This is a genomic window from Roseateles saccharophilus, from assembly GCF_004342485.1.
In the GTDB taxonomy this organism is placed as follows: Bacteria; Pseudomonadota; Gammaproteobacteria; order Burkholderiales; family Burkholderiaceae_C; genus Pelomonas; species Pelomonas saccharophila.
This window is the reverse complement of record NZ_SMBU01000007.1, coordinates 67036-85006: the sequence shown is the minus strand read 5'-3', so window position 1 is coordinate 85006 and position 17971 is coordinate 67036. Positions and strand designations below refer to the sequence as shown.

General features: G+C 68.6%; 13 protein-coding genes. 6 read left to right on the top strand and 7 right to left on the bottom strand.

Going from position 1 to position 17971, the window contains the following annotated elements:
• Nucleotides 1-17: 17 nt before the first annotated feature.
• The 7 genes from EV671_RS08095 to EV671_RS08065 form a co-directional block, all read right to left on the bottom strand.
• The gene (locus tag EV671_RS08095) at nucleotides 18-1604 is read right to left on the bottom strand and encodes an aldehyde dehydrogenase (NADP(+)) (RefSeq protein WP_132570796.1); all 1587 of its coding nucleotides are present in this window, start codon (nucleotides 1602-1604) and stop codon (nucleotides 18-20) included.
• A gap of 7 nt (nucleotides 1605-1611) precedes the next feature.
• Nucleotides 1612-3366 (bottom strand): IlvD/Edd family dehydratase, encoded by a 1755-nt coding sequence (locus EV671_RS08090; RefSeq protein WP_132570795.1) that lies wholly within the window; start codon nucleotides 3364-3366, stop codon nucleotides 1612-1614.
• A gap of 119 nt (nucleotides 3367-3485) precedes the next feature.
• The gene (locus tag EV671_RS08085) at nucleotides 3486-4439 is read right to left on the bottom strand and encodes a glycoside hydrolase family 43 protein (protein ID WP_132570794.1); all 954 of its coding nucleotides are present in this window, start codon (nucleotides 4437-4439) and stop codon (nucleotides 3486-3488) included.
• Between the two features lie 78 nt (nucleotides 4440-4517).
• Nucleotides 4518-7391 (bottom strand): TonB-dependent receptor, encoded by a 2874-nt coding sequence (locus EV671_RS08080; RefSeq protein ID WP_243655644.1) that lies wholly within the window; start codon nucleotides 7389-7391, stop codon nucleotides 4518-4520.
• A gap of 276 nt (nucleotides 7392-7667) precedes the next feature.
• Complete coding sequence (locus EV671_RS08075) at nucleotides 7668-8681, bottom strand: AGE family epimerase/isomerase (RefSeq protein WP_243655655.1); 1014 nt, start codon at nucleotides 8679-8681, stop codon at nucleotides 7668-7670.
• Between the two features lie 294 nt (nucleotides 8682-8975).
• Nucleotides 8976-10238: an acyl-CoA dehydrogenase family protein gene (locus EV671_RS08070; RefSeq protein ID WP_132570792.1), complete on the bottom strand. Its 1263-nt coding sequence runs from the start codon at nucleotides 10236-10238 to the stop codon at nucleotides 8976-8978.
• Between the two features lie 90 nt (nucleotides 10239-10328).
• On the bottom strand, nucleotides 10329-12320 hold the full coding sequence (locus EV671_RS08065) for a monovalent cation:proton antiporter family protein (RefSeq protein ID WP_132570791.1): 1992 nt from the start codon (nucleotides 12318-12320) through the stop codon (nucleotides 10329-10331).
• 183 nt (nucleotides 12321-12503) lie between these two features.
• Between EV671_RS08065 and EV671_RS08060 the strand changes: the two genes are divergently transcribed.
• From EV671_RS08060 to EV671_RS08035, 6 genes are all read left to right on the top strand, one after another.
• The gene (locus EV671_RS08060) at nucleotides 12504-13775 is read left to right on the top strand and encodes a Glu/Leu/Phe/Val family dehydrogenase (protein WP_132570790.1); all 1272 of its coding nucleotides are present in this window, start codon (nucleotides 12504-12506) and stop codon (nucleotides 13773-13775) included.
• A 225-nt stretch (nucleotides 13776-14000) separates the two neighbouring features.
• Complete coding sequence (locus EV671_RS08055; RefSeq protein WP_243655643.1) at nucleotides 14001-15035, top strand: ABC transporter substrate-binding protein; 1035 nt, start codon at nucleotides 14001-14003, stop codon at nucleotides 15033-15035.
• On the top strand, nucleotides 15032-15616 hold the full coding sequence (locus EV671_RS08050) for an SCO family protein (protein WP_132570789.1): 585 nt from the start codon (nucleotides 15032-15034) through the stop codon (nucleotides 15614-15616). Before EV671_RS08055 ends, EV671_RS08050 begins: the two co-directional genes overlap by 4 nt.
• Entirely contained in the window at nucleotides 15613-16047 is a 435-nt protein-coding gene (locus EV671_RS08045; RefSeq protein ID WP_243655642.1) for a cupredoxin domain-containing protein, read from the top strand. Before EV671_RS08050 ends, EV671_RS08045 begins: the two co-directional genes overlap by 4 nt.
• A 235-nt stretch (nucleotides 16048-16282) precedes the next feature.
• Nucleotides 16283-17044 (top strand): ABC transporter permease, encoded by a 762-nt coding sequence (locus EV671_RS08040; RefSeq protein WP_243655641.1) that lies wholly within the window; start codon nucleotides 16283-16285, stop codon nucleotides 17042-17044.
• Nucleotides 17034-17801 carry an ABC transporter ATP-binding protein gene (locus EV671_RS08035; protein ID WP_132570787.1) on the top strand — a complete coding sequence of 256 codons (768 nt, stop codon included), beginning with the start codon at nucleotides 17034-17036 and terminating at the stop codon, nucleotides 17799-17801. Before EV671_RS08040 ends, EV671_RS08035 begins: the two co-directional genes overlap by 11 nt.
• Nucleotides 17802-17971: the final 170 nt, after the last annotated feature.

Below are 17971 nucleotides of genomic sequence, written 5' to 3'. Positions count from 1 at the left end.
TGTCAGGGCCTGACGCGTCAATTGCGCGTCAGTGCGCCATCGCGGCGCCGCCAGACGCCGCGCTCGTTGGGCTCGCGCAGCACGGCCGGCAGCAGCGCACGCGGCAGGTTCTGGTAGCAGACCGGGCGCAGGAAGCGCTCGATGGCCGCGGTGCCGACCGAGCTGCTGCGGCCATCGCTCGTGGCCGGGAAGGGGCCGCCGTGCACCATGGCCGTCGACACCTCGACGCCGGTCGGGTAGCCGTTGGCCAGGATGCGGCCGACCTTGCGCTCCAGCGCGGGCAGCAGGCGGCGCGCGGCAGCGAGGTCGGCCTCGTCGTCGTCCTGCAGCTGCAGCGTGGCGGTGAGCTGGCCCTCCAGGCCCTCGACGACGGCGAGCAGCTCGTCCAGGTCGCGGCAGGCGACCAGCAGCGAGGCGGGGCCGAAGATCTCGGCCGACATCGCGTGGTTGGCCAGGAAGGCCGCGCCGCTGGTCTTGAACAGGCTGGGCGCGCCCTGGCAGCCAGCGGACTCACCGCGCAGCAGGCTGTCCACGGCCGGCTGGCCGGCGAGTTGCTCCTCGCCGCGCTGGTAGGCGCCGGCGATGCCGGGGGTCAGCATGGTCGCGGCGGGCACGGGCCTGAGGGCCTCGGCGGCAGCGGCGGCGAAGCGGTCGAAGTCGGGGCCGGCGATGCCCAGCACCAGGCCGGGGTTGGTGCAGAACTGGCCCACGCCCATCGTCAGCGAGGCGGCGAAGCCGGTCGCGATGTCGGCGCCGCGGCGGCTGAGGGCGCCGGGCAGCAGGACGACGGGATTGATGCTGCTCATCTCGGCATAGACGGGAATCGGCTGCGGCCGGGCCGCGGCGGCGGCCATCAGCGCCATGCCGCCGCTGCGCGAGCCGGTGAAGCCGACGGCCTGGATGGCCGGGTGGCGCACCAGGGTGTCGCCGATGCCGTGGCCGCTGCCGGTCAGCAGCGCGAACACGCCGGCCGGCAGGCCAGCCTGGCGCACGGCCTCGACGACCGCGCGGCCGACGAGTTCCGACGTGCCCGGGTGGGCCGAGTGCGCTTTCACGACGACGGGGCAGCCGGCGGCCAGGGCAGCCGCGGTGTCGCCGCCGGCGACCGAGAAGGCCAGCGGGAAGTTGCTGGCGCCGAACACGGCCACCGGGCCGACGCCGACGAAGCGCAGGCGCAGGTCGGGCCGCGGCGGCGTGCGCGTGGGCAGGGCGGTGTCGATACGGGCGTCCTGCCAGGAGCCTTCTCGCAGCAGCTCGGCGAACAGCTTCAATTGGTTCATCGTGCGGCCACGCTCACCTTCGAGGCGGGCGCGCGGCAGGCCGGTCTCGGCCATCGCACGGGCGATGAGCTCGTCGCCCAGCGCGAGGATCTGGGCCGCGATCAGGTCGAGAAGGTCGGCGCGCTCGTGGTCGGTCGTCGCGCGGAAGGCGTCGAAGGCGGCACCGGCCAGCACGCAGGCTTCGTTGACTTGGGGCCCATCGACGGCGTTGAAGTCGGGGCCGAGGGCCTCGTTCCTGCCCGGGTCGAAGGCCTGGAAGGCGGCGCCGTTGCCGCGCACGGCCTGGCCGCCGATCAGCGCCAGACCCTGGATGGTGTTGCTCATGGTGATTTCAATGTGAATGGCGCGGCACGGCCGAGCCGCGCTTGCCGCGCAGGAAGTCGAAGTCGCAGCCCTCGTCGGCCTGCAGCACATGCTGGACGTAGAGCTGGCGGTAGCCGCTGGCGTCCTGCGGGTCGATGGTCTGGGCCGCGGCCCAGTCGGCCAGGCGCTGCGCCAGCTCGGCATCGGAGATGTCCAGGTGCAGGCGGCCGGCCGCGCAGTCCAGCTCGATGAAGTCGCCCTCCCGCACGACGGCCAGCGGGCCGCCGGCACGGGCCTCGGGCGCGACATGCAGCACGACGGTGCCGTAGGCCGTGCCGCTCATGCGTGCGTCGGAGATGCGCACCATGTCCTTCACGCCGGCCGCCAGCAGCTTGGGTGGCAGGCCCATATTGCCGACCTCGGCCATGCCGGGGTAGCCCTTGGGGCCGCAGTTCTTCATGACGAGGACGGAGCTGGCGTCGACGTCGAGAGCAGGGTCGACGATGCGCGCCTTGTAGTCCTCGAAGTTCTCGAACACGACGGCGCGGCCGCGGTGCTTCATCAGTTCGGGCGTGGCGGCCGAGGGCTTGAGCACGGCGCCGCGCGGCGCGAGGTTGCCGCGCAGGATGCAGATGCCGCCGTCCTCGATGAGGGGGTTGTCCAGCGTGCGGATGACTTCGTCGTCGTAGATGGGCGCGTCGACGACGTTCTCCCACAGGCTCTTGCCGTTGACGGTCAATGCATCCTTGTGCGGCAGCAGGCCGGCCTCGCCCAGGCGGCGCAGCACGGCGGGCAGGCCGCCGGCGTAATAGAACTCCTCCATCAGGAAGCGGCCCGAGGGCAGCAGGTCGACGAGGGTGGGCGTGCCGCGGCCGATGCGGGTCCAGTCCTCCAGCTCCAGGTCCACGCCGATGCGGCCGGCGATGGCCTTCAGGTGGATCACGGCATTGGTGGAGCCGCCAATGGCGGCGTTGACGCGGATGGCGTTCTCGAAGGCATGCTTGGTCAGCACCTTGGACAGCGTCAGCTCCTCCCAGACCATCTCGACGATGCGCATGCCGGACAGATGGGCCAGCACATAACGGCGTGCATCGACGGCGGGGATGGCGGCGTTGTGCGGCAATGACGTACCCAGCGCCTCGGCCATGCAGGCCATGGTGCTCGCCGTGCCCATGGTGTTGCAGGTGCCGGCCGAGCGCGAGTGGCCGGCCTCGGCGGCCATGAAGTCGTGCATGCTGATCTCGCCGGCCTTGACCTGCTCGTGCAGCTGCCACACGGCCGTGCCCGAGCCGATGTTCTTGCCGCCCAGCTTGCCGTTGAGCATGGGCCCGCCGGTGACGACGATGGCCGGCACGTCGACGCTGGCCGCGCCCATCAGCAGGGCCGGCGTGGTCTTGTCGCAGCCCACCAGCAGCACGACGGCGTCCATCGGATTGCCGCGGATGCTCTCCTCGACGTCCATGCTGGCGAGGTTGCGCGTCAGCATGGCCGTGGGGCGCAGATTGCTCTCGCCGTTGGAAAACACCGGGAACTCCACCGGCCAGCCGCCCGCCTCGATGATGCCGCGCTTGACATGCTCGGCCAGCTTGCGGAAGTGGGCGTTGCAGGGCGTCAGCTCGCTCCAGGTGTTGCAGATGCCGATGATGGGCTTGCCCTGGAACTCGTGGTCGGGGATGCCCTGGTTCTTCATCCAGGAGCGGTACATGAAACCGTTCTTGTCCTGGGTGCCGAACCACTCGGCGGAACGCAGCTTGACCTTGCGCTTCTTGTCGTCAGTCGTCATGGGTCTTGTCTCGGGACTGGGTGTTCTTTGCCCCGCAGGGGGCATTGCAAGACGATGCTAGGAGCCGGTGGAATTGCAATCCAATCAATTTCCTCCGTGTACCGATATGGAAACCGGTATCAGTCGCGGCGGGAGGGCTTGCCGAACAGCGGCATGCCGTCGGCACTCCAGCGCAGCGGCTTCACGAAGGTATGGCGGTCGGGGTTCCACAGCGGGTCGCCCGCTATCTCGGTGTAGGTGCGGGCGTGAAAGACCAGCAGCACCTCGTCGGGCGTGGCGCCCACCGTGAAGCTGTTGTGGCCGGGGCCGAAGACGCTGTCCTCGGCGCAGCTGCACATCACCGGCTCGGCGGACTTGCGCCAGCTCCTCGGGTCGAGCAGGTCGGCGCCCTCGTCCGCCCACAACAGGCCCATCGCATAGTTCTCGTCCGTCGCGCTGGCCGAGTAGCTGATGAAGACGCGGCCGTTGCGGATCAGCACCGACGGCCCCTCGTTGACAAGGAAGCCGCGGCATTCCCAGTCGAACTCGGGCCGGCTGAGCAGCACCGGCGCGCCGGCGAGCTGCCAGGGCGTCTTCATAGCCGCGATGTAGAGGTTGGAGTTGCCGGCAATGGCCGGGTCCTTCTGCGCCCACAGGTAGTGGAGCCGGCCGCGATGCGTGAAGGTGGTGGCGTCCAGGCAGAAGCTGTCCATGCCCGTGTCGACGGGGCCGAGGAACTCCCAGGGCCCGCCGAGCGGGTCGGCCGCGCTGTTGCGGATCGCGTACATGCGGTGCTGGAACATGCCCAGCCCGTCCAGGGCCCGCGTCGGCGCCGCGGCGAAGTAGACATACCAGGCGCCGTCGTTGAAATGCAGCTCCGGCGCCCAGATCAGCTCGGACCAGGGCCCCGTGTCGGGCTTGTGCCAGACGTCGAAGACCGGCGCGTCCACCAGGCCTTCGAGGGTGGTCGCACGGCGCACCTCGATGCGGTCGTACTGCGGCACCGAGGCGGTGAAGTAATAGAAGCCGTCGGCGTGACGGGAGATGTGGGGGTCGGCGCGCTGGCGGATCAGCGGCTCAAGCAGGTCGGACATGGGATGTACGGCAGGAAGGAAAAAGGGCGTTGCCGGGGAGGCCCCTGCAACGCCCTGGACAGGCCAAGGGCCGTCGGCTTACAGCTTCCAGCGGAACCCGGCCGAGAACGAGCGGCCGATCTGGACCGTACCGAAATTGGTCGTCTGCGGGCTGCCCGCATCGCCGAAGTGGTAGTACTGCTGCTGCTTCTCGTTCGTCAGGTTGACGCCGCTGACATCGAAGGACATGCGATCGTTGATGTTGTAGGTCAGCTGGAAATCCAGGCTGTGTTCCGGCTGGCGCCAGATGCCGATCGGGTTGGCAAACAGGGCGGCCTCGTTGGCGGCCAGGAAGCCGGAGCGCCAAACATAGGACAGGCGCGCGCCGACCGGGCCCTTTTCGTAGGCCAGCGTGGCGTTGTAGGAGCGGTTCGACACGCCGAAGAACGGGGTCTTGAGTTGGGCGACGACGACGCCGGCATCGTTGGCGTCGGGCACGTTCTGCGACGAGGTCAGCTGCGTGTAGCTGCCCTGGAAGCCCAAGCCGTCCAGAACCCACGGCAGACCCTTCGGGAAGTAGATCGTGCCCAGTTCGAAGCCGCTGATCCTGCCGTTGGAGGCGTTGACCGGCGAGTTGATGACGTAGTCGTAGCCGTTGCTGTGGTCGCCGCCCGAGGTCGAGTTGGCGAACGGGTCGTTGGCCCGATCGACGTGAACCTTGTGACGCAGGCCCACCACCAGGCCTTCGATCCGGCGCGTGAACGCCGTGCCGTAGAGCGCGCTGTCCTTCTGGAAATACCACTCGGCCGTCAGGTCGAGGTTCTTGGAGCGCGTCGGCTTCAGGTCGGGGTTGCCGCCGCTGCCCGAGCCATAGCCGACCTTGGAGACGTCGTCACCGAGTTGCAGCACGGGGTTCAGGTCGCCGAAGTTCGGGCGGCGCAGCGTTTCGCCGTAGTTGAAGCGCAGCAGCACGTCCTTGGCCGGGTCGTAGCGCAGGGTCAGGCTGGGCAGGAACTTGCCGGTCGACTTGCTGGCGCTGGACGGCGTGACCACCTTGGTCGTGGCATCGACCTTGTAGAAGGTCATGTCGGTGCCGACATTCGTGTAGCGCACGCCGAAATTGCCCTTCAGGTGATGGCCGAACAGTTCGTTCTCGGTATCCGCCATCAGATAGAGGTTGCTGGTCTTTTCGTCGACGTCGAAGGTCTTCTGCAGATGCAGCTGGTCCGTCGTCTGGAAATTCGCGTCGACCGAGTGGTAGAGCTTGCGCCAGTCGTCGATATGGTCGCGGATGTAATAGGCGTTGGGTTCCAGCCATGTGCGCGGAACGCTCGAGATGTCCGTGCCGAAGCCCGAGTTGGTCCAGTAGTAGTTCGAGCCCAGCGAGGACAGGCTGCGGCCCAGGAAGCTCGATTGCGTCCGGTTGGCTTCAGACGCCTTGCGGTCGTCGAAGCGCGCGCCGAAATGCAGTGTCTTCACCGCGCCCCAGTCGGCGTCGTAGGTGCCCGACAGGTTGGCCGTCGCGGCACTGCCCTGGTTGCGGTTGGCGTTGTCGTAGAACTGCGCCACGTTCCACTGGGTCGGGTCGACCAGCTTGGCATCGTCGTTGAAGTGGAACGACATATTGCCGCCGCCGGAATTGAAGTCGACGCTGATGGCATCTGCCACACGATCGATCCGGGTGGCGGTGAATTCCGAGTGGTAGGTGCTGGTCTGGTAGGACAGGTCGCCGTCCAGGCGCAGGCGGTCACCCAGGTTCCACTTGCCGTTCAGCGCGTAGACATAGGAGTCGGTGGCCGAGGTGGTGTAGTCGCCGCTGTTGAAGCCGTAGACCGAACCGACGTTCGTACGGGTCTTGACGATGTTCGTGCCCGGGTAGGTCGTGATCGACCCCGCGGGGTTGCTCCCCAGATTGCCCCACCAGTCGACGAAGCTGAACAGCAGCTGGTTGAAGGTCTTGTCGCGATAGCCGTTGTACATCGCCTCGAAGGTGTACACCGCGTCGTCGTTGGGCTTCCACTGCAGCGCGAGGTTCGCGGCCGGGCGCTCCCGCTTGCCCTGGACGTCGCTCTGGAAGACGGCGTCGCGCGACAGGTAGTAGGGATAGGCCTTGCCGTTGAAATTCAGCGTCGAGCCCGCCGCCTCCGGCAGGCCGGTATGGGTGCCGGGCGTCCAGACCGAGGTGTCGAAGATGCGCTGCAGCGGCGTGTAGCCCGCCGGGTCTTCGCCGGCATTGGGGCTGGCGAACGGCACCATGGCGCCCGGCGTCACGCTTTCGTTGCGGTATTGCGTCTTGGTCTCCGACAGATTGACCAGCGCGCCGAATTCGCCGGCGCCGGTCGTCCAGCGGTCGCTGAACATGGCGCTGAGCTGCGGATTCGCCTTCTTCGCGGGATCGAGATAGGTTTCACGCGCCGACAGGGAGATCTTCCGGCCCTTGAAATCGAAGGGGCGCAGCGACTTGACGTCGATCTGGCCGGCGATGCCGGTTTCCAGCTGGCTGGCGTCGCGCGTCTTGAAGACGTCGATCTGGCGCACCAGCGTCGAGGGGATGTCCTGCAACGCGACCTGCGTGCCGGACGCCGTGAAGATGTTGCGGCCGTTCCAGGTGGTTTCGACGTCGGGCATGCCGCGGATGGACAGGGTGCCGACCTCGCCGCCCGCGCGGTTCGTGACCTGGATGCCCGTCACGCGCTGCAACGCTTCGACGACGTTGTTGTCGGGCAGCTTGCCGATGTCTTCGGCGACGACCGATTCCACGACCTGGTCGCTGGTGCGCTTGACCGCCAGGCTCTTGGTCAGCGAGGCCTTGACGCCGGTGACGGTCACCGTTTCCAGCTGCGTCTCGGTCTTCGCGGCTTCCTGGGCCACGGCGATGGTGGACAGGGCGGCGAGCGCGGCGGCGGCCGTCAGGCGCAGCGCGAAGCGCCGGTTGTCGGTGCCTGCACGCAGCACCATGGCAGATTTCTTCATCTTGTCTCCGGGATCGTTATTGGAGGGAGCGACCAACCTCTGCAACCGCCCAGGACCTCTGTGGCGGGCCTGTGGAGCTGGGGTATGAAGTCATGCTAGGGAAGCGACCGATCCGCGACTAATCACATTTTTGGACTTCTCGATGCTGGTTTGCGCATCGCGTGTCCGGGTTAGCCCCGAGCTCTCCCAGGGGCACAAGGGCCGATCAGCGCGCGACTGCGATGCGCGGGGGCATGCGGTCGAGGGCTGCTGTCGAGCCTGAGCAACAGCAGGCGCTCAGGTTGCGAGCTTCAGCGCCGCCTGGTGCAGCCGCACCATGTGATACGGGTCGGGCTGCTCGTCCTTGCAGCCGCCGCTCCTGCAGGGCAGCGCATAGGCGGCCTGCCAGCCGCCCTGCCCGGCGTCGACGAGCTGCTCCCGCACGAGGCCCAGCGTCTGCTCGTAGCGCCGCCACAGGTCGTTGCGGCCGCTGGCCTGGGCCGCGACGAGCAGCGCATGCAGGCATTCGGCCTGCTGCCACCAGCCCTTGCTGGCATCGGCCCTGGCGCCGTCCGGGAAGGCACGCGTGCCGCAGCCGCCGTCGATCTCGTCATAGCCCGCGGCCAGCGCATAGGCCAGCACGCGCTCGGCCACCTGAGGGTAGACGGGCGAGACGGCCGCGCCCGTCGTCAGCAGATGGCTCCACTCGAACTGGTGGCCGAGGTCGATGTAGCCGCCGGCGTCCTTGCTGGGCAGGGGCTTCCAGGCCTCGTCGTACCACTCGGGGATGCGCGCGCCGCCGCCGTCGGACTCGGCCTGGCCCTGCAGCAGCCGGTAGGCGACGAAGTCGCCGAGGCGGCGCGCGCCGGCCTGTGCGGCCTTGTCGCCACTGCCCTCGGCCAGCGCCAGCACGGCCTCGAACATGTGCATGACGGGGTTCTGCGTGCGCGCGCCGGGGAAGGGCTTGAAGTCGCGCCCGCATTCGTTGACGAGGCCGCCCATGGCGTCGAAGAAGCCGGTCTCGATCTCGGCCCAGGCCCGTAGCGCGGCATCGCGATGACGGGCGTCGCGGCCGACGCGGTAGAGCTCGGCCAGGGCCAGCAGCGCGAAGGCATGGCCGTAGGCGCGCTTGTGCATCGCGCGTGGGCTGCCGTCGGGCGCCAGCGTGTGGAAGAAGCCGCCGTGCAGCGGGTCGTGGAAGCGCTCGAGCAGCAGGTCCGCGCCACGGCGGGCGAGGTCGAGATAGCGCCGCTCCTGCGTGAGTTCGTGACCGGCCGCGAAGGCGTAGACGAGGCGGGCCTGGCCGGTCAGCTCCAGCTCGGCCTGGGGCTGGGGCGTCCAGGCGCGGTCGAAGGCGAGCTGGAAGCTGCCATCGGGCCGGGGCGAATGCCGGCTCCAGCGCTGCAGCAGCGCCTCGAGGTCGGCCCGGTGCCAGGCGGTGTCGATGCGGCTGCGCTGCGGGCCCGCAGGCTCGCCGCAGCCGGCCAGGCCGCTCAGCAGCGCAAGAATAGCGCGGCGGTCGAACTGCGGGTGGGCATGCGTGACCAGGGGCGGGCTCCTTTCAGGGAGCTCCGACTCTAGCCGCCGCAGGCTTGCCGCGCGGCGTCAGGCGCCTCGCGTGACGGGCATGCGGACCTTGTCCGCCGGCAGCTTCATGTGGCTGGCCAGCTCCAGCTTGGCCAGCGAGTTGCGGTGCACCTCGTCCGGGCCGTCGGCCAGGCGCAGCGTGCGCTGGTGGGCCCACATCATGGCCAACGGCGTGTCGTCAGAAACGCCCGCGCCACCGAAGACCTGGATGGCCCAGTCGATGACCTGCAGGGCCATGTTGGGCGCGACGATCTTGATCATCGCGATCTCGGCCTTGGCGACCTTGTTGCCCACGGTGTCCATCATGTAGGCGGCCTTCAGCGTCAGCAGGCGGGCCTGCTCGATCATGCAGCGCGCCTCGGCGATGCGCTCCTGCGTGACGGTCTGCTGGGCCAGGGTCTTGCCGAAGGCGGTGCGGGCGATGGCGCGTTCGCACATCAGCTCCAGCGCCCGCTCGGCCGCACCGATGGAACGCATGCAGTGGTGGATGCGGCCGGGGCCGAGGCGGCCCTGCGCGATCTCGAAGCCGCGGCCCTCGCCCAGCAGGATGTTGCTGGCGGGCACGCGCACGTTCTTCAGCTCCACTTCCATGTGGCCGTGGGGCGCGTCGTCGTAGCCGAACACGTTCAGCGGGCGCACGACGGTGATGCCGGGCGCATCGGCCGGCACGACGATCATGGACTGCTGCTCGTGCCTGCCGGCCTCGGGGTTGGTCTTGCCCATCACGATGTAGACGGCGCAGCGCGGGTCGCCGGCGCCGGAGCTCCACCACTTGCGGCCGTTGATGACGTAGTCGTCGCCATCGCGCTCGATGCGGCATTCGATGTTGGTGGCGTCCGACGAGGCCACGGCCGGCTCCGTCATCAGGAAGGCCGAGCGGATCTCGCCGCGCAGCAGCGGCTCGAGCCAGCGGTCCTTCAGCGCCTCGCTGGCGTAGCGCTCCAGCGTCTCCATGTTGCCGGTGTCCGGCGCCGAGCAGTTGAAGACCTCGGGCGCCCAGAAGACGCGGCCCATGATCTCGCACAGCGGCGCGTATTCGAGATTGCTCAGGCCCTCGGGCGCGCGACTGGACTTGGGCAGGAAGAGGTTCCACAGCCCGGCCGCGCGGGCCTTGGGCTTGAGCTCCTCGATGACCCGGGTCGCGATCCAGGGGTTGCCGGCACGGCGGTTGGCGGCCACCTCGTCGAGATAGCGGCTCTCGTTCGGGGTGATGTGTTCGGCGAAGAAGGCGAGCAGGCGCTGTTGCGCTTGCATGACCTTGGGGCTGTAGTCGAAGTTCATGGCGCGGCTTTGTGTCGAGTGCGGGTGGCGCCAGTTTGGCGCAGCAGCGGCCGCGCACTTGTCACCGAGGCATCAAAACTGTGGGTGCGTTCAGCCCACCAGCAGCCTGTCCTCGGCCAGGGCCAGCGCGGCCGGCGTGCCGCTGAGCACCAGGGTGTCGCCGCCGGCCAGCGTCGCCCCGTCCACCGGCTGGCCCTTGCCACTGGCGCGACGCAGTGACACCACGGCGACACCGAGGGCCTGCAGGGCCAGCTCGTCCAGCGGCCGGCCGCTGTGCGCGCTGGCGGTGGGCAGGGTGACGGAGGCGAGGCGCGCCTGGTCCAGCTCGTCGACGGTGTCGTCGTCCTGGCCGTGGAAGTAGCCGCGCAGCAGGCCGTAGCGCTTGTCGCGCGCGTCGCGCGTGATGCGGATGACGCGGCGCATCGGCACGCCCACCAGGGCCAGCGCGTGCGAGGCCAGCATCAGCGAGCCCTCGATGGCCTCGGGCACGACCTCGGTGGCGCCGGCGCCGCGCAGCTTCTCGAGGTCGCTGTCGTCGATGGTGCGCACGACGACGGGCACCTTGGGCGCATGGGTCTGCACGAGGTGCAGGATCTTCAGCGCCGAGGGCGTGTCGGGGTAGCTGACGACGACGGCGCTGGCCCGCGCCAAGCCCGCGGCCATCAGGCTCTGCACCTTGGCCGCGTCGCCGAACACGACGCTCTGGCCGGCCGCAGCGGCCTGGCGCACGCGGTCGGGGTCGAGGTCCAGCGCCATGTAGGGGATGTGCTCGCCGTCCAACAGGCGTGCCAGGTTCTGGCCCGAGCGGCCGTAGCCGCAGATGATGACGTGGGCCTCGCTCTTGATGGACTTCTTCGCGATGGTGGTCAGCTGCACGGACTGCATCAGCCAGTCGCTGCTGCTGAGCTTCATGACGATGCGGTTGCTGTACATCACGATCAGCGGCGTCGCGAGCATGGACAGCACCATGCTGGCCAGCACCGGGCTGACCCAGGGCACGCCGATCAGGTTCTGCTGGGCGCCCAGCGTCAGCAGCACGAAGCCGAACTCGCCGGCCTGGGCGAGGTAGAGACCGGTGCGCAGGGCCACGCCGGGCGGCGACCTGAACAGCCGTGCCAGCGCGGCGATCAGCGCGAACTTGGCCAGCACGGGCAGGGTCGTCAGCAGCACGACCAGCCACCAGCTGTGCACCAGCGGATGCCAGTCCAGCTTCATGCCGATGGTGATGAAGAACAGGCCCAGCAGCACGTCGTGGAAGGGCCGGATGTCGGTCTCGACCTGGTGCTTGTATTCGGTCTCGGCGATCAGCATGCCGGCGACGAAGGCGCCCAGGGCCAGACTCAGGCCGGCATGCTCGGTCAGCCAGGCCAGGCCGAGGGTGACGAGCAGCAGGTTGAGCATGAAGAGCTCTTCGCTCTTGCGCCGGGCGACCAGCGTCAGCCACCAGCGCATCAGCTTCTGGCCGCCATACAGCAGCAGGCCCAGCAGCACGGCCGCCTTCACGCCGGCCACGGCCAGCGCGTCGGCCATCCCGGCGGCGCCGCTGTTCAGCGCCGGGATCAGCACCAGCAGCGGCACCACGGCCAGGTCCTGGAACAGCAGCACGCCCATGACCAGCCGGCCGTGCGGCCCCTCCAGCTCGAGCCGCTCGGCCATCAGCTTGACGACGATGGCAGTGGAGCTCATCGCCATGGCCGCGCCCAGCACGAGAGCGCCGCGCCAGCCCAGGTCCCAGGCCCAGCCCAATGCCGCGAAGCCGGCCACCAGCAGCGCGTTGCCGAGGATGGCGCCGGCGATGGTCAGCACCACCTGGGCCAGGCCCAGGCCGAAGACGGCCGTCTTCAGCGCGCGCAGCTTGGGCAGGTTGAATTCCAGCCCGATGACGAACATCAGGAAGACGACGCCGAACTCGGCCAGGTACTGGATGCTGGCCGAATCGTGGGCGAAGGCCAGCGCATTCGGGCCGATCAGCACGCCCACGGCCAGGTAGCCCAGCATGGGCGGCAGCTTCAGCGAACGGCAGGCCACCACGCCGAGCACCGCGGCGACAAGATAGAGCAGGGCGAGGTCCAGGGAGGTCACCGGGCGATGGTATTCGGGCCGCGGAGGACTTCCCGCCCGGGCGCCCCGGCCGTGAAATCCGACACCGGAAACCGATGCCATGCGTTGCGTGCATAAGCGCATACGCACTTGGCTAGACAAGCCCTGGCGGCGGAGGGAAGCTTCGCGCTACCGTTCGCCCCACTAAAAGTTACGGAGCATTTCATGCCCAACCTGTCCTTTGTTTCGCCCACGCGCAACAGCCCGTGGGGAACGTATCTGTCGCAGATCGACGCCGTGGAACCCTATCTGGGCCATCTGAGCCGCTGGGTCGAGACGCTGCGCCGCCCCAAGCGCGCGCTGATCGTGGACATCCCCATCGAGCTGGACAACGGCACCATCGCCCACTTCGAGGGCTTCCGCGTCCAGCACAGCCTGACCCGCGGCCCCGGCAAGGGCGGTGTGCGCTACCACCCCGACGTCACGCTGGAAGAGGTGATGGCCCTGTCGGCCTGGATGACGGTGAAGAACGCCGCGGTGAACCTGCCCTATGGCGGCGCCAAGGGCGGCATCCGCCTGGACCCCAGCCTGCTGTCGCTGAAGGAGCTGGAGAAAGTTACGCGCAGGTACACCAGCGAGATCGGCATCATCATCGGCCCCAACCAGGACATCCCGGCACCTGACGTCAATACCAACGGCCAGATCATGGCCTGGATGATGGACACCTATTCGATGAACACCGGCGCGACGGCGACCGGCGTCGTCACCGGCAAGCCCATCCCGCTGGGCGGCTCGCTGGGCCGCGTGGCCGCCACCGGCCGCGGCGTCTTCGTCGTCGGCCGCGAGGCCATGCGCCGCCTGAACATCGACATGGACGGCGCCCGCGTCGCCGTGCAGGGCTTCGGCAACGTCGGCTCCATCGCCGCCAAGCTGTTCGCCGCCAACGGCGCCAAGGTCGTCTGCGTGCAGGACCACACCGGCACCATCCTGAACGAGAACGGCTTCGACATGGCCAGCCTGCTGGAGCACGTCGCCAAGTACCGCGGCGTGGCCGGCTTCGCCGGTGCCGACAAGATCGACAACGAGAACTTCTGGGACGTGCAGAGCGACGTGCTGATCCCGGCCGCGCTGGAAGGCCAGATCACCGCCGAGCGCGCCAAGCGCATCCGCACCCGCCTCGTGCTGGAAGGCGCGAACGGCCCGACCACGCCCGACGGCGAGGACGTGCTGACCGACCGCGGCATCGTCGTCGTGCCCGACGTGATCGCCAACGCCGGCGGCGTGACCGTGTCCTATTTCGAATGGGTGCAGGACTTCTCGTCCTTCTTCTGGACCGAGGACGAGATCAATGTGCGCCTGGACAAGATCATGATCGGCGCCTTCAAGCACATCTGGGAGACCGGCGAGCAGCACAAGATCGCGCTGCGCACGGCCGCCTTCACGGTGGCCTGCACGCGGGTGCTGCAGGCGCGCGAGGAGCGCGGCCTCTACCCCTGAGTCGGGACCGAGAACAAGCCCAGCGGCTTGTTCGACGCCCGACGAAGGCCGACCCGCATGCAGGCGGGTCGGCATCAGCCCCGGCCACGCCGCCGCACCAGCCCGCCCCGTGCGGGCTTTTTCGTGCCCGGCGCAAATATAGGTACGTAGGCACAATTTCGTGAGTCCGGATGGACAGACGGCGCCAGACAGGCAGAGTCGCGCCGCTTCGCCTTGGAATCCGTCGTGCCCACCGAATCCCCCATGCCCCTCGTCGGCCGCCGTCAGCTGCTGCGCGGCGCCGTCGCGTCGGCCCTGCCCGCGCTCGGCCTGCCAGCCGCCGCCTCCTCCTCCGGGCCGCTGACCGTCGGCGGCCTGCCGGTCACCTGCAACCTGACCCTGCCCGTCGCCTGCACCGCGCGCGCCGCCAGCAACAAGGCGGCCGGCAGCGCGGCCTTCCAGTTCGAGTACAGCAAGTACAACGGCTGGCCCGAAATCAAGGAATCGCTGATGACGGGCCGCATCCAGGCGGCCTACATGCTGGCGCCGCTGGTGATGGACCTGGCGGACAAGCGCATCCCGGTGAAGATCGTCTCCCTGGGCCACCGCTCCGGCGCCGTCATCATGGTGCGCAGCGACTCGCCCTACAAGAAGTTCCGCGACCTTGCGGGCAAGCGCATCGCCATCCCCAGCCGCTTTGCGGTGGACTTCCTGTTCCTGCGCAAGATGCTGGCCCGGGAGGGCATGACGCCGAAGGACATCCAGATCATCGAGATGCCGCCGCCCGACATGCCGGCCGCGCTCTACGCCAAGGCCGTGGACGCCTATTGCACCGGCGAGCCCTTTGGTGCCGCGGCCCAGCGCGCCGGCTATGCCAGGCCGCTGCGCATGACGCGCGACGAGTGGCGCAACTACATCTGCTGCGTGCTGACCGTGCGCGAGGAGCTCATCAAGGAGAACCGGCCGCTGGTGCAGGATCTCGTCAACCATGTGCAGGGCGCCGGCAACTGGCTGGACCTGCAGCAGGCCAACCGCGAGAAGGCCATCCAGATCGCCGCCGGCCGCAAGTTCTTCAACCAGGACCCCAACATCCTGCGCTTCGTGATGGAGAACCCGACGGACCGCGTGACCTACGGCGACCTGCGCATGATCCGCGCCGAATTCGACGAGCTGATGCAGCTGTCCATCGAGGCCGGCACGCTCAAGGCCCCGGTGGCCTACGAGAAATACGTCGACGAGAGCTTCGTCAAGGCGGCCAAGGCCGCACCCATCCCGATATGAAGCGCCGCCACCTGTTGTTGTCGCTGGCCGTCGTGCTGCCGCTGGCCGCCCGGGCCATCACGCCGCAGCTCAAGGCCGGCGTCTTCGAGCCCGCCCAGCCCGCGCCCGAGTTCACGCTCAAGGGCAGCGACGGCGCCGAACTCAAGCTCGCGCGCTTCAAGGGCAAGCTGGTGCTGCTGGTGTTCGGCTTCACGAACTGCCCCGAGGTCTGCCCGACGACGCTGGCCACGCTGGCCCAGGCGCGCAAGGACCTGGGCGCCGACGCGGCCGACGTGCAGGTCGTCTATGTGACGGTGGACCCGGAGCGCGACGACGTCACCCGCATCCGCAAGTACCTGGGCGCCTTCGATGCGAGCTTCATCGGCGGCACCGACACGCCCGACACGCTGGCCGCGATGCGCAAGCGCTACGGCGTCGTCGCCGAGAAGATTGCGCCCAAGCAGGGCAACGCGTACGGCATGAACCACTCCACGTCGGTCTGGCTGATCGACCGCACGGGCAAGCTGCGCGGCATGATGCCCTACGGTCACGAGGCCAAGGACTTCGTCCACGACCTCCGGCTGCTGCTGGCCTCGAAGTGAAACGACTGCTCTGGCTCCTGCCGGCGCTGCTGCTGGCCCCGCTCGCCTGGGCCGCCTTCGCGCCCGTCGCCCTGTCCACGCGCGACGAGCTGTTCGAGATCCCGCCCGGCACCTACGCCCGCCGCATGGCCGGCAACAAGGTCGAGATCCTGCCCGACCGCATCGATCTGACGCTAGGCCTGAACGACGTGCTGCTGCTGCGCAACCGGGACGAGGTGCCACAGCAGTTCGGGCCCGTGCTGATCATGCCGGGGCAGAGCTTCAGGCTGCCCTTCGAGGTCGCGTCGACCTACAGCTTCGCGTGCAGCGCCCACGCCAGCGGGCAGATGAGCATCGTCGTCGCACCCACGCCCGCCCCGGGCTGGCCGAGGCTGCAATGGCGCTGGCAGCGCTGGAAGAAAAAACAAGCCCTTCAGGAGACCGTCGCTTGAACCTAGATTCGGCAGTTGAGTGCGCCCAAGGGGCTGGGGAGGCGGCCGGCTGGCAAGGCGCGCCGACGAAGTGGGCGCCTGCCCACGAGGAGAAGCAACGCAGCCAGCGGGCCGAAGCGCCAGTCCAGCGGGCGCGCAGCGCTGCTCATCGAAGTGGTGATCGCCGCCTTGGCGCGAAGGCCTCGATGCACGGAGCCTTTCGATGAGTAGCGAGCGCTCAACTGCCGGATCTAGGTTGAATTCACGCCTGGGCAAGATATGGCCGCCACTGGCCGTCATCGCCATCCTCATCGCGGCCTGGTGGGGCATCGTCGTCTACACCGACAGCCCCATATTCCCGACGCCCTGGGCCGTCGTCACCGGCACGCTGGAGCTGGCCCAGGACGGCACCCTGTGGGAGCACATCACCGCCTCGCTGACGCGGGTGGGCATAGGCTTCGGCCTGGCCATGCTCGTCGGCATCCCGCTGGGCCTGTGGATGGGCTGGGTGGATGCGGCCTACCGCACCTTCAATCCCATCTTCCAGATGCTGCGGCCGATCTCGCCCATCGCCTGGATCCCGCTCGCCATCCTGTGGTTCGGCGTCGGCGATCTGTCGCCCATCTTCCTGATCTTCATCTCCTCGGTCTTCCCGCTCATCGTGCAGACGACCTCGGGCGTGCACACCATCGACCGGCGCTACCTGCGCGCGGCAGCCAACTTCGGCGTGTCGCGCAGCGTGATGTTCCGCCGCGTCGTCATCCCGGCCGTGCTGCCGGAGATCATCATCGGCATGCGCATCGGCATCGGCGTGGCCTGGCTGGTGGTGGTGGCGGCCGAGATGATCGCGCTGCGCTCGGGCCTGGGCTATCTCATCATGGACTCGCGCAACGCCGGCAACCGCTACGACCTCGTCATCGCCAGCATGATCCTCATCGGCGTCATCGGCCTGCTGCTGGACGGCATCACCCGCCTCCTCGAAAAACTCAAGACCGTGCGTTGGCGCTATGTCCGATAACAAGCCCCCCAAGATCGCCGTCAGCGGCCTGAGCAAGAGCTTCAAGGCCGCCAAGGGCGGCCTGCTGCCCGTCATCGCCGGCGTCGACTTCGAGGTCGCCGAAGGCGAGTTCGTCGCCATCGTCGGCCCCTCGGGCTGCGGCAAGTCCACGCTGATGAACATCCTCGCCGGCTTCGATCAGCCCGATGCCGGCCGCCTGCTCATCGACGGCAAGCCCCACCCCGGACCCAGCCCGCAGGGCATCGTCATCTCGCAGCACGGTTCGGTCTTCCCCTGGCTCACCGTGCAGCAGAACCTGATGTTCGGCCTCGGCGAGCAGCATGGCGGCGACAAGGTGGCGCTGGCCGACCACTACGCGGCCATGGTCGGGCTCAAGGGCTTCGAGAACGCCTACCCGCACGAGCTCTCGGGCGGCATGCTCAAGCGCGTGGAGCTGGCGCGGGCCTTCATCGTCAAGCCCGAGATCCTCTACCTCGACGAGCCCTTCTCGGCGCTGGACGCGCTGATGAACCTGCGCATGCGCAACGAACTGCTGCGCATCCTCGCGGAGGAGAAGCACACCGTGCTGCTCATCACCCACGACGTCGACGAGGCCCTCTACATGGCCGACCGCATCCTCGTGCTGTCGCCACGGCCCACGCGCATCCAGGCCCGCTTCGAGCTGGACATGCCGCACCCGCGGCGCCTGATCAGCCCCGAGATGGACGCGCTGCGCGAGTCCATCCTGAAGGAGCTGGGGCTGGAGATGCCGGCGTGAGGTGATGCCCCTCGCCCAGTCGCGACCTGCTGAACGCGGTCGCGTCTAGGCGGTCCCCCAAGGGGACGGCGATGGTCCCGGCGTTGAGCCGCTCGCACATCGCCGGAGCGGGCCGGCTTGGGAACTGGAGTCGGACACAAGCAGCCCCTGCGGACTGCTTGTGCCTACGC